The sequence below is a fragment of the Streptomyces sp. NPDC053513 genome, from assembly GCF_044544765.1.
Taxonomy (GTDB): Bacteria; Actinomycetota; Actinomycetes; order Streptomycetales; family Streptomycetaceae; genus Streptomyces; species Streptomyces litmocidini.
This window is the reverse complement of the sequence record NZ_JBITXP010000029.1, coordinates 22,425-34,333: the sequence shown is the minus strand read 5'-3', so window position 1 is coordinate 34,333 and position 11,909 is coordinate 22,425. Positions and strand designations below refer to the sequence as shown.

Below are 11,909 nucleotides of genomic sequence, written 5' to 3'. Positions count from 1 at the left end.
CCGGGCCCGCGGGCGGGGCCGCACCGTGGCGCTGCGCCGCACCGTGGCGCTGCGCCGCACCGTGGCGCTGCGCCGCACCGTGGCGCTGCGCCGGGCCCGGGGCCCACCGGACCCGGGCCCGTTGGGCCCCTCAGACCGTCGGCCACTCCGGCGCGTCCGCCCCCGCGAGCCCCGGCGGCCGGGACCAGTGCGCGGGTCCGCCCTCGTACGCGACCGGGGACAGCGCGTGCCGGAGGCGGCCCAGCGGCCCCTCCGACTCCGCCAGGTACCGCTCCGGCGAGTACCGCGGCAGCGAACCCGTCAGCCAGTGCCCGGTCTGCGCCAGCGCGAGCCGGACGAGCCGGCTCCCGCCCTCCGCCCGCTGCTCGGTCAGCGACCGCAGCACCGCCGCCGCGAGCAGATACCCCGTGCCGTGGTCCAGCGCCTGAGCCGGCAGCGCGCCCGGCTCCTCGGCCGACCCCTCCACGGCGGCGATCCCCGTCGCCACCTGCACCAGGGAGTCGAAGCCGCGCCGCCCGCCCCACGGCCCGTAGTCGCCCCAGGCGGAGAGGCGGGCGGTCACCAGGCCCGGCCGCTCCAGGCCGAACCGGTCGAGCGCGCCGGGCCGGTAGCCGGTGACCAGCACATCGGCGGAGTCGAGGAGTTCGTCGAACGTGCGCCGGTCCGACGGCCGGTCCAGGTCCAGCGCGGTCGTCCGCTTGCCGAAGCCCGTGTCCGCGTGCTGGTCCGGCAGTTCGGGGTTGCCCGGCGGGTCGATCCGCAGCACGTCCGCGCCGAGCAGCGCCAGCGTCCGGGTCGCGACGGGTCCGGCGATCACCCGGGTGAGGTCGAGGACCCGCAGCGGGCGCCCGCTCCCGGCCCGCGGCGCGGCCTCGTCGAGCCGCTCGCGGGTCAGCAGCGGCCGCGCCGCCACCTCCCGGCCCTGCTCGCTCGCCGCCCACTCCCCGGGCGTGCGCAGGGCGACGGCCAGGCCCCCGGCCGCGTACACCGCCGTCTCGACCTCGACGGCCTTCCGCTCGCCGATCGCCGCCGCGACGGCCTCGACCGAACCGGAACCGGCACCGGAGTCGGAGCCGGAGTCCGGCACCCCCAGCGCCGCCAGCAACGCCGCCCTGTGGTGCGGGTAGTTGGCGTGCGTGCGGACCCAGCCGTCGGCCGCCCGCCAGAACCGTGACAGCGGCGCGAAGTTCACCGGCGCCCGTCCGTCGACCCGCAGGTGACGCTCGCTCACGAAGGCGGTGGCGACGGCCCCGTCGTCGACCCGTACCGGCCCCGGCAGCCCGGCGTGCTCCACCGCGGCGAGCGAGCAGGCCGCGACCGCCGCGCGCGCCAGGTCCATCACCGGCAGCCGCGCGGGCAGCAGCCCGGAGACACCGCCGTACTCCACGCGGTCGACGAGGGCGGGATCGCCACCCAGGGCCGACCACAGCAACTCCGTACCCGTACGCACTGTGTTGTCCATGATCGCAGTGTGGCACTCAGTGCCACCCCGCGGACACGGAGAGGGCCCCGGTGTGGCACACCACACCGGGGCCCCCGCACGGGTACCGCTTACTTCACGGCGGCCAGCGCGTCGATCAGACCGGCTCCGTAGAAGCCGTTCTTGTTCTTGCCGCCCTCGCAGACGGCGTCGATCTTGCCGTCGCCCTCGATGTCGTACGGGTTGGTGCACGCGCGCTCGTCGGCCTGCGCGTACAGCAGGGCCTTCAGCGCCGCCGGGCTGGCGTGCGGGTGCGTCGACTTCAGCAGCGCGAGCACACCGGCGGCGTGCGGGGACGCCATCGACGTACCGGCCTTGTAGTTGTAGCCGCCGTCGACCGTGGTCGACAGGATGCGGCCGTTGACCGCCGGGGCGTCCGGCGTCTGGTACTCGGTGCGGTCACCGCCGGGGGCGGCGACGTCGATCACGCCGAGACCGTAGTTGGAGTAGGACGCCTTGAGGTCCTTGGCGCCGGTCGCGGAGACCGTCACGACGCCCGGCAGCATGGCCGGGTAGTCGAAGCACTCCTTCGGGTCGATGTCCCGGGTGACCGCCGTGGTGTCGTTCGGGCTGGACGTGTCGGTGATCTTGTCGGCCGCCAGGTCGAACTTGGAGTTGCCGGCCGCGGCGACGTTGACCGTGCCCTTCTTCTCCGCGTAGCGGGTGGCCCGGGTGACCGCCTCGATGAGGGCCTTCTGGTCCTCGTCGTTCTTGCAGGCGAACATCCACGGGTCGGTGTAGTAGCTGTTGTTCGTGACGTCGACGCCGTGCTCGGCCGCCCACACGAAGCCGCAGACCACGGCCTCGGTGTAGAAGAAGCCGTCCGGGGTGGACACCTTGATGCCGGCGAGCTTGACGCCCGGCGCCACGCCGGTGATGCCGATGCCGTTCTTGGCGGCGCCGATGGTGCCCGCGACGTGCGTGCCGTGGTCGCTCTCGCCCTTGTTCGGACGCCACGAGCCGGGGGTGGTGTCCGGCTTGCCGGACACGCAGTTGGCGGACGCGGCGGCGTCGAAGTTCGGCGCCAGGTCCGGGTGGGTGTCGTCGACGCCCGTGTCGATGACGCCGACGGTGACCCTGCTGCTGCCGAGCGTCTTCTCGTGGGCCTTGTCGGCCTTGATCGCCGGGAGGTCCCACTGCAGGGGCTCGAACGGGTCCTGGCCGTCCGTGGCGGCGGCCGCGGCGGCCTTGGCCTCGGCCGGGGACAGGGCCTGCGCGCCCTCGTCGACGGAGTCGTCGGACTGGACGGAGAGCGGAGCGGTGCGGGTCGCGCCGGCCGACACGACGCCGCGCGCCTGGCGGATCGTCTTCGCGAACTCGGGGTTCTGCGAGTGGACGACGATGACGCCTATCTGGTCGTACGAGACGACCACCTCGCCGCCCGCGGCGGCGATCGCCTTCTTCACCGAGGCGCCGGTCCAGCGACCGCCCTCGATGTTGACGACGTACGAGAGCTTCGGGCCGTTCGTGGCCACGGTGGCCGGAGCGTCGCTCAGTTCCGCGGCGGAGGCGGCGCCGGGGGCGAGGAAGCCGAGCGAGGCCGTGAGCGCGAGACCTACCGGCAGAGCGAGAGCTCGGCCGCGCCTCGATCCCAGATGAGCCATGGGTTCTCCACATCATCCGTATGTACTGTCCACGCGCGGGTTTGCGCATGGGCAGGTGCATGACGAGTGAAGCTATCGCTGATCTTCCCGAACCTTCAATGAGTTGAGAAGACTTCATGAAGATCTGTTCAAGAAAATCCTGCTGGTGAACCGCTTCGCTTCCTGATCCGTGCCGTTGGGCAGGGGAGGGGCTCCGCTCGGAGCCCCGCTTTCCGCACCCCTGGTGAGGCCCCCTTGACCATGCCGCCCGCCCCCGCGTCACGAGGAGATTCCGTGGCTACCGAAGCACCGCCGCCCAGAAACGGCACGGAGACCCACCACGATCCCGCCTCGCCCACGACGGAGCAGTTCGTCGAGGTGCAGGAAGGCGCGGAGTTCGGCGAACTGCGCCGGACGTACCGCTCCTTCGCCTTCCCCCTCACCCTGGCCTTCATCGCCTGGTACCTGCTGTACGTGCTGCTCTCCAACTACGCGGGCGGCTTCATGGGGACCAAGCTGTTCGGCAACGTCAACGTGGCGCTCGTCCTCGGCCTCGGCCAGTTCGCCACCACGTTCCTCATCGCCTGGCTCTACTCCCGGCACGCGGCGAACCGCCTCGACCCCAAGGCCGAGGCCATCAAGCACCGCATGGAGGCCGACGCATGAGCACCCCCGTCCTGCTCGCGGCGGGCAACGCCACCACCGAGCACCGGCCCCTGATCATCGCCCTGTTCGGCGCCTTCGTCGTCGCCACCCTCGTCATCACCGTCTGGGCCGGCCGCCAGACCCGCAGCGCCGCCGACTTCTACGCCGGCGGACGCCAGTTCACCGGCTTCCAGAACGGCCTCGCGATCTCCGGCGACTACATGTCCGCCGCGTCCTTCCTCGGCATCGCCGGAGCCATCGCCCTCTTCGGCTACGACGGCTTCCTCTACTCGATCGGCTTCCTCGTCGCCTGGCTCGTCGCCCTGCTCCTGGTCGCCGAGCCGCTGCGCAACTCCGGCCGGTTCACCATGGGCGACGTCCTCGCCTACCGGATGCGCCAGCGGCCCGTCCGCACCGCCGCCGGCACCTCGACCATCGTCGTCTCGATCTTCTACCTGCTCGCCCAGATGGCGGGCGCGGGCGTCCTCGTCTCGCTCCTGCTCGGCATCACCAGCGACGGCGGCAAGGTCGCGATCGTCGCCCTGGTCGGCCTCCTGATGATCGTGTACGTGACGATCGGCGGCATGAAGGGCACCACCTGGGTGCAGATGGTCAAGGCGGTCCTGCTCATCGCGGGCACCCTCCTGATCACCTTCCTCATCCTCCTCAAGTTCCACTTCAACATCTCGGAGCTGCTCGGCGCGGCCGCCACCAACAGCGGCAAGGGCGACGCCTTCCTGGAGCCCGGCCTCAAGTACGGCGCCACCGCCACCTCCAAGCTGGACTTCCTCTCGCTCGGCATCGCGCTCGTCCTGGGCACGGCCGGCCTGCCCCACATCCTGATCCGCTTCTACACGGTGCCGACCGCCAAGGCCGCCCGTAAGTCCGTCAACTGGGCCATCGGCATCATCGGCGCCTTCTACCTGATGACGATCGTCCTCGGCTTCGGCGCCGCCGCCCTCCTCAAGAACAGCGACATCGTCGCCTCCAACAAGGCCGGCAACACGGCGGCCCCGCTCGCCGCCCTGGAGATCGGCGGCGGCGCCGACTCCACCGGCGGCGCGATCCTCCTCGCCGTCATCTCCGCCGTCGCCTTCGCGACCATCCTCGCCGTCGTCGCCGGACTGACCCTGGCCTCCTCCTCGTCCTTCGCGCACGACATCTACGCCAACGTCATCCGGCGCGGGAAGGCCACCGAGCAGGAGGAGGTGCGGGCCGCCCGCTGGGCGACCGTCCTCATCGGCGTCGTCTCCATCGCGCTCGGCGCCCTCGCCCGCGACCTCAACGTCGCCGGCCTGGTCGCCCTCGCCTTCGCGGTCGCCGCCTCGGCCAACCTGCCGACGATCCTCTACTCGCTCTTCTGGAAGCGGTTCACCACCCGGGGCGCCCTGTGGTCGATCTACGGCGGCCTGGTCTCCGCCGTCGTCCTCGTGATCTTCTCGCCGGTCGTCTCCGGCAAGCCCACGTCGATGTTCAAGACGGTGGACTTCTACTGGTTCCCGCTGGAGAACCCCGGCCTCGTCTCCATCCCGCTCGGCTTCCTGCTCGGCTGGCTCGGCTCGGTCCTCTCCAAGGAGGAGCCGGACAAGGGCAAGTACGCGGAACTGGAGGTCAAGTCCCTCACCGGGATCGGAGCGCACTGAACCGTATACGTTCCGCGACCGTCCGACGGCCGCGTCGTAGAGTTCTACGACGCGGCCGCGCCGGTCCTCGTGACAATCTGCCCTGCTCGTTGTCGGCGCGCTCGCGTAGGCTCGAAGAACACGCATCCGGAATACGGGGAGGGGGCCCACAGTGCTCATCGACACCTACGGCCGTGTGGCCACTGACCTGCGCGTCTCGCTCACGGACCGGTGCAACCTGCGCTGTACGTACTGCATGCCGGAAGAGGGCCTCCAGTGGCTCGCCAAGCCGGACCTCCTCACCGACGACGAGATCGTCCGGCTGATCCGCATCGCGGTCACCGACCTCGGCGTCACCGAGGTCCGCTTCACCGGCGGCGAACCGCTGCTCCGCCCCGGCCTCGTCGGGATCGTCGAGCGCTGCGCCGCCCTGGAGCCCCGCCCCCGGATGTCCCTGACCACCAACGGCATCGGACTCAAGCGCACCGCCGCCGCCCTCAGGTCGGCCGGCCTCGACCGGGTCAACGTCTCCCTCGACACCCTGCGCCCCGACGTCTTCAAGACCCTCACCCGGCGCGACCGCCACCAGGACGTCCTCGACGGCATGGCCGCCGCCCGTGACGCCGGCCTCACCCCGGTCAAGGTCAACGCCGTCCTGATGCCCGGACTCAACGCCGACGAGGCCCCCGACCTGCTGGCCTGGGCGATCGAGGAGGAGTACGAGCTCCGCTTCATCGAGCAGATGCCCCTGGACGCCCAGCACGGCTGGAAGCGCGACGGCATGATCACCGCCGGGGACATCCTGGAGTCGCTGCGCACCCGCTTCGAGCTCACCCCCGAGGGCGCGGACGAGCGCGGCTCGGCCCCCGCCGAGCGCTGGGTGGTCGACGGGGGACCGCACACGGTCGGCGTCATCGCCTCCGTCACCCGCCCGTTCTGCCGGGCCTGCGACCGCACCCGCCTCACCGCCGACGGCCAGGTGCGCACCTGTCTCTTCGCGACCGAGGAGACGGACCTGCGGGCCGCGCTCCGCTCGGACGCCCCGGACGAGACGGTCGCGGAGATCTGGAAGAAGGCCATGTGGGGCAAGAAGGCGGGCTCGGGCCTCGACGACCCGAGCTTCCTCCAGCCCGAGCGCCCGATGTCAGCTATCGGCGGCTGACTCCCACTCGGCGAGGGGCACGACGTCCTTCAGGAAGCCCCGTACCCCCAGGAACCGGGAGAGGTGCTCGCGGTGCTCCTCGCACGCGAGCCAGGTCTTGCGGCGCTCGGGCGCGTGCAGCTTGGGGTTGTTCCACGCGAGGACCCAGACGGCGTCGGCGCGGCACCCCTTGGCGGAACAGATCGGCTTCTCTTCGCTCACTGGACCATTGATCATCCGATCATTGTCCAGCAACAGCGATGCCGGGCAGCCACGGGGGGAGCTGCCCGGCATCGGTCCGTCGCTCCGACGGGGGATGCGGAGCGCGTAGGCAGTATGTCACGGCACCTGGGGTGCGGTGCACCGGATCGTCATGATTGATCTGAGGTTTTCTTGAGGTTCGGGGCGTCGAGCGCGGGACGCACCGGAGGGGGGACGAAGGTGGAGGGAAGGGACGGAGCCCTCTCGCGTCCCGCGTTGGCGATCACCACGGCGATGTAGGGGAGCAGCAGGCCCAGGCCCAGCGCCACGAAGGCCACGTGCCGCTCGACGTTCCACAGCACCGTCGCGGCGATCACGGAGAGCGTCCGCACCGTCATCGAGATGACATAGCGCCGCTGTCGCCCCCGCACGTCGTCGGCGAGCCCCTGCCGGGCCCCCGTGATCCGGAAGACCTCGGTCCCGCCATGCTTCAGCATCGCCGTTCACCGCCCACAGGTCGTGCCGGACCCTCCCCGGTCCGGACCTGATTCCACGGTACGCCCGCCCTCCGCGACCCACGAGACCGGGGCACGTATGGCGCTGTCCGACATGCGCCGTACGGCCGAGGGGCCGAGACTGGGCCCACATGCGTACAAGGAGGCGACGATGAGTTGGTTGTGGGCGATCATCGTGGGATTCGTCCTCGGTCTGATCGCGAAGGCGATCCTTCCCGGGAAGCAGCAGATCCCGCTGTGGCTGACGACCGTGTTCGGCATTCTCGGCAGCGTGCTCGGAAACGCGGTCGCGACCTGGATCGGAGTCAATGACACCAAGGGCATCGACTGGACCCGGCACCTGCTCCAGCTGCTCGGCGCCGTCCTCGTGGTCGGCGTGGGCGACATGCTGTGGGCCTCGATCAAGGGCAACAGACGACAGCGCGCCTGAGAACGAGAAGGGGCCCGGTACGGCGCACGGCGCGCGTACCGGGCCCACTCGTGGTCCCGCTAGCCGGCGAACTCGATCGCCGCCAGGTTCTTCTTGCCGCGCCGCAGCACCAGCCACCGGCCGTGCAGCAGCTCCTCCGCCGACACCTCGGCGTCCTCGGCGGTCACCTTCACGTTGTTCACGTAGGCCCCGCCCTCCTTCACCGTGCGCCGCGCCGCCGACTTGCTCGCCACGAGACCGACCTCGGCGAACAGGTCCACGACCTGGCCGAGCGTGCTCACGCGCGCGTGCGGCAGCTCGGACAGCGCGGCGGCGAGCGTCGGCTCGTCCAGCTCGGCCAGGTCGCCCTGCCCGAACAGCGCCTTGGAGGCGCCGATGACGGCCGCGCACTGCTCGGCGCCGTGCACCAGCGTGGTGAGCTCCTCGGCCAGCGCCCGCTGCGCGGCACGCGCCTGCGGCCGCTCGGCGGTCTGCGCCTCCAGCTCCTCCAGCTCCTCACGGGACTTGAAGGACAGGATCCGCATGTACGTCGAGATGTCCCGGTCGTCCACGTTCAGCCAGAACTGGTAGAACGCGTACGGCGTCGTCATCTCCGGGTCCAGCCAGACGGCCCCGCTCTCGGTCTTGCCGAACTTGGTGCCGTCCGCCTTCACCATCAGCGGGGTCGCGAGCGCGTGCACCTCGGCGCCCGGCTCCAGGCGGTGGATCAGGTCGAGGCCGGCCACCAGGTTGCCCCACTGGTCCGAGCCGCCCTGCTGGAGCGTGCAGCCGTAGCGGCGGTACAGCTCCAGGAAGTCCATGCCCTGCAGCAGCTGGTAGCTGAACTCGGTGTAGCTGATGCCCTGCTCGGACTCCAGGCGCCGGGCGACGGAGTCCTTGGTCAGCATCTTGTTGACCCGGAAGTGCTTGCCGATGTCCCGCAGGAACTCGATCGCCGACATCCCGGCGGTCCAGTCCAGGTTGTTCACCATGACCGCCGCGTTCTCCCCCTCGAAGGAGAGGAAGGGCTCGATCTGCGAACGCAGCCGGTTCACCCAGTTCGCGACCGTCTCCGGGTCGTTCAGGGTGCGCTCGGCCGTCGGACGCGGGTCACCGATCTGCCCGGTGGCCCCGCCGACCAGCGCCAGCGGCCGGTGCCCGGCCTGCTGGAGCCGGCGGACGGTGAGGACCTGGACCAGGTGGCCGACGTGGAGACTGGCCGCGGTCGGGTCGAAACCGCAATAGAACGTGACGGGACCGTCCGCGAGAGCCTTGCGCAGTGCGTCCTCATCGGTGGACTGGGCGAACAGCCCGCGCCACTTCAGCTCGTCGACGATGTCCGTCACGATCGTCCGTCTCCTCAGAAAGTCGTCAGTGCTACGTCGGCCCAGTCTAGGCGGGTCAGACCCCCTTGCTGACCGAGCTCATGTTGAAGTCCGGCACCCGCAGGGCGGGCATCGCGGCCCGGGTGAACCAGTCGCTCCACTCGCGCGGCAGCGTCTTCTCCGTACGACCCGCCTCCGTGGCCCGCGACAGCAGGTCCACCGGCGACTCGTTGAACCGGAAGTTGTTCACCTCGCCGACCACCTCGCCGTTCTCGACGAGGTAGACGCCGTCCCGGGTCAGTCCGGTCAGCAGCAGCGTCGCCGGGTCGACCTCGCGGATGTACCAGAGGCAGGTCAGCAGCAGTCCGCGCTCGGTGGAGGCGACCATCTCCTCCAGGGAGCGCTCGCCGCCGCCGTCCAGGATCAGGTTCCCCGCTCCCGGCGCCACGGGCAAGCGAGTAAGCCCCGCCGTGTGCCGGGTGGTGATCAGATGCGCCAGGGCGCCGGCCTTCACCCAGTCCACCGGCGCGACCGGCAGACCGTTGTCGAAGACGGAGGAGTCGTCGCCGGAGGAGTGCGCGATCACGAACGGCGAGGACTCCAGGCCCGGCTCGTTCGGGTCGCTGCGCAGCGTCAGCGGCAGCGGAGAGAGCGTCTCGCCGAGCCGGGTGCCGCCGCCGGGCTTGGAGAAGACCGTACGGCCCTCCACCGCGTCCCGGGCCGCCGAGGACCACAGCTGGTAGATCATCAGGTCGGCCACGGCCGTCGGCGGCAGCAGCGTCTCGTACCGCCCGGCGGGCAGCTCGATCCGCCGCTCCGCCCAGCCGAGCCGGGTCGCCAGCTCGGCGTCGAGCGCGGCCGGGTCGACGTCCTTGAAGTCCCGGGTCGCGCGCCCGGCCCAGGCGGAGCGCGAGCGGTCGGGGGACTTGGCGTTCAGCTCCAGGGTCCCGTTGGGCTGGTCGTGGCGCAGCCGCAGCCCCGTGGACGTGCCCAGGTAGGTGGAGGTCAGCTCGTGGTTGGCGAAGCCGTACAGCTCACGTCCACCGGCACGCGCGCGTGCGAAGGCCTCGCCGAGCGCCGGGGCGAAGTCGGTGAAGACGGCGGAGGAGGTCTCCGCCGGGGCGTCCGTGAAGTCGGGCGAGGCGGGCACGCCCTCCACCAGCGGCTGGGCGTCCTCGGCGGGCCCGGCGGCGCGCGCGGCGGCCTCGGCGGCCCGGACCAGGGGCTCCAGGTCGTCGACGGTCACGGCGGACCGCGAGACGACGCCGGAGGCGGTGCCCTGGGCGCCGTCGACGGTCGCGATCACGGTGAGCGTCCGGCCCCGGGTCACCCCGTTCGTGGTGAGCGCGTTCCCGGCCCAGCGCAGATTGGCCGAGGACTCCTCGTCGGCGATGACGACACACCCGTCCGCGCGGGACAGCTCCAGGGCCCGCTCGACGATCTCGTACGGCTTGCTGACGCGGCTCATCGACCGGCCTCCTGCGTCGTGTTGAGGATGTTGACACCCCGGAACAGGGCGGACGGGCAGCCGTGCGACACCGCCGCGACCTGGCCCGGCTGGGCCTTGCCGCAGTTGAAGGCACCACCCAGGACGTACGTCTGCGGGCCGCCGACCTGCTCCATCGAGCCCCAGAAGTCGGTGGTCGTCGCCTGGTACGCCACGTCCCGCAGCTGCCCGGCGAGCCGGCCGTTCTCGATGCGGAAGAAGCGCTGGCCGGTGAACTGGAAGTTGTAGCGCTGCATGTCGATCGACCACGACCGGTCGCCGACCACGTAGATGCCGCGCTCCACGCCCCCGATCAGGTCCTCCGTCGACAGACCGCCCGGGTCCGGCTGGAGCGAGACGTTCGCCATCCGCTGCACCGGGACGTGCGCGGGGGAGTCGGCGAAGGCGCAGCCGTTCGACCGGCCGAGGCCCGTGAGCTTCGCGATCCGCCGGTCCAGCTGGTAGCCGACGAGCGTGCCGTCCTTCACCAGGTCCCAGGACTGCGCCTCGACGCCCTCGTCGTCGAAGCCGACCGTGGCGAGACCGTGCTCGGCGGTCCGGTCACCCGTCACGTTCATGACCGAGGAGCCGTACGCCAGCTTGCCCAGCTGGTCGAAGGTGGCGAACGAGGTGCCCGCGTAGGCCGCCTCGTAGCCCAGCGCCCGGTCCAGCTCGGTGGCGTGCCCGATGGACTCGTGGATCGTCAGCCACAGGTTCGACGGGTCGACGACCAGGTCGTACCGGCCCGCCTCCACGCTCGGCGCCCGCATCTTCTCGGCGAGCAGCCCCGGGATCTCGTCGAGCTCCTTGTCCCAGTCCCAGCCGGTCCCCGTCAGGTACTCCCAGCCCCGCCCGACCGGCGGCGCGATCGTCCGCATCGAGTCGAACTCGCCGGTCGTCCCGTCCACGGCGACCGCCGTGAGCTGCGGGTGCAGCCGGACGCGCTGCTGGGTGGTCACGGTGCCGGCCGTGTCCGCGTAGAACTTGTTCTCGTGGACGGTCAGCAGCGAGGCGTCCACGTGCGCCACGCCCTCCGCCCGGAGCAGCCGCGCGCTCCAGTCGGCGAGCAGGGCGCTCTTCTCCTCGGCGGGCACGGAGAAGGGGTCGATCTCGTACGAGGAGACCCACGTCCTCTCGGCGTGCACCGGCTCCTCGGCCAGCTCCACGCGCTCGTCCGAGCCCGCCGCCGCGATCACCTTCGCCGACAGCTTGGCCATGGCGACCGCCTGCGAGGCGACCCGCGCGGCCCCGTCCATCGTCAGGTCGACGCCGGACGCGAAGCCCCAGGCCCCGCCGTGCACCACCCGCACCGCGTACCCCAGGTCCGTGGTGTCCGAGGACCCGGACGGTTTGGCGTCGCGCAGCCGCCACGAGGCGCTGCGCACCCGCTCCAGACGGAAGTCCGCGTGCTCGGCACCCAGCGCGCGCGCTCGGGCGAGCGCCGCGTCTGCGAGCGCCCGCAACGGCAGCGCGACGAACGAAGGGTCGATCTGATGGACCAC

At 71.4% G+C, this 11,909-nt stretch carries 11 protein-coding genes; 4 read left to right on the top strand and 7 right to left on the bottom strand.

What is annotated here, in order from left to right; genetic code table 11:
- Positions 1–130: 130 nt before the first annotated feature.
- Together ACIGW4_RS32610 and ACIGW4_RS32605 are read right to left on the bottom strand one after the other, a co-directional pair.
- On the bottom strand, positions 131–1,462 hold the full coding sequence (locus tag ACIGW4_RS32610; RefSeq protein WP_399584727.1) for a CoA transferase: 1,332 nt from the start codon (positions 1,460–1,462) through the stop codon (positions 131–133).
- Between the two features lie 89 nt (positions 1,463–1,551).
- The gene (locus ACIGW4_RS32605; RefSeq protein ID WP_123450976.1) at positions 1,552–3,084 is read right to left on the bottom strand and encodes a S8 family serine peptidase; all 1,533 of its coding nucleotides are present in this window, start codon (positions 3,082–3,084) and stop codon (positions 1,552–1,554) included.
- A 273-nt stretch (positions 3,085–3,357) separates the two neighbouring features.
- Here ACIGW4_RS32605 and ACIGW4_RS32600 point away from each other — a divergent pair, with 273 nt between their 5' ends.
- The 3 genes from ACIGW4_RS32600 to moaA all read left to right on the top strand — a co-directional run bounded on the left by ACIGW4_RS32600 (position 3,358) and on the right by moaA (position 6,492).
- Positions 3,358–3,729 carry a DUF485 domain-containing protein gene (locus ACIGW4_RS32600; RefSeq protein WP_123450974.1) on the top strand — a complete coding sequence of 124 codons (372 nt, stop codon included), beginning with the start codon at positions 3,358–3,360 and terminating at the stop codon, positions 3,727–3,729.
- Positions 3,726–5,351, top strand: coding sequence for a cation acetate symporter (locus ACIGW4_RS32595; RefSeq protein WP_123450972.1), 1,626 nt, complete (start codon positions 3,726–3,728; stop codon positions 5,349–5,351). Before ACIGW4_RS32600 ends, ACIGW4_RS32595 begins: the two co-directional genes overlap by 4 nt.
- Positions 5,352–5,502: 151 nt before the next feature.
- Positions 5,503–6,492 (top strand): GTP 3',8-cyclase MoaA, encoded by a 990-nt coding sequence (gene moaA / locus ACIGW4_RS32590; RefSeq protein WP_123450971.1) that lies wholly within the window; start codon positions 5,503–5,505, stop codon positions 6,490–6,492.
- Here moaA and ACIGW4_RS32585 read toward each other — a convergent pair.
- Positions 6,475–6,708, bottom strand: a complete 234-nt coding sequence (locus ACIGW4_RS32585) for a hypothetical protein (RefSeq protein WP_123450969.1) — start codon at positions 6,706–6,708, stop codon at positions 6,475–6,477. The two genes, moaA and ACIGW4_RS32585, sit on opposite strands and share 18 nt — an antisense overlap.
- 134 nt (positions 6,709–6,842) lie before the next feature.
- Positions 6,843–7,169 carry a DUF3099 domain-containing protein gene (locus tag ACIGW4_RS32580; RefSeq protein ID WP_123450967.1) on the bottom strand — a complete coding sequence of 109 codons (327 nt, stop codon included), beginning with the start codon at positions 7,167–7,169 and terminating at the stop codon, positions 6,843–6,845.
- A gap of 169 nt (positions 7,170–7,338) precedes the next feature.
- On the opposite strand from ACIGW4_RS32580, the gene ACIGW4_RS32575 reads away from it, so the two are divergent.
- Complete coding sequence (locus tag ACIGW4_RS32575) at positions 7,339–7,617, top strand: GlsB/YeaQ/YmgE family stress response membrane protein (RefSeq protein WP_123450965.1); 279 nt, start codon at positions 7,339–7,341, stop codon at positions 7,615–7,617.
- A 59-nt stretch (positions 7,618–7,676) separates the two neighbouring features.
- Here ACIGW4_RS32575 and tyrS read toward each other — a convergent pair whose 3' ends face one another.
- Genes tyrS through ACIGW4_RS32560 form a run of 3 tightly spaced genes read right to left on the bottom strand, consistent with a single transcriptional unit; the run spans position 7,677 to position 11,909 of the window.
- Positions 7,677–8,942 carry a tyrosine--tRNA ligase gene (tyrS, locus tag ACIGW4_RS32570; protein ID WP_123450963.1) on the bottom strand — a complete coding sequence of 422 codons (1,266 nt, stop codon included), beginning with the start codon at positions 8,940–8,942 and terminating at the stop codon, positions 7,677–7,679.
- Positions 8,943–8,997: 55 nt separating this feature from the next.
- A complete protein-coding gene (locus ACIGW4_RS32565) occupies positions 8,998–10,389 on the bottom strand; it encodes a metallopeptidase TldD-related protein (protein WP_123450961.1) in 1,392 nt (463 codons plus the stop codon).
- Positions 10,386–11,909, bottom strand: a complete 1,524-nt coding sequence (locus tag ACIGW4_RS32560; RefSeq protein ID WP_359591738.1) for a TldD/PmbA family protein — start codon at positions 11,907–11,909, stop codon at positions 10,386–10,388. The genes ACIGW4_RS32565 and ACIGW4_RS32560 overlap by 4 nt, the downstream gene beginning before the upstream one ends.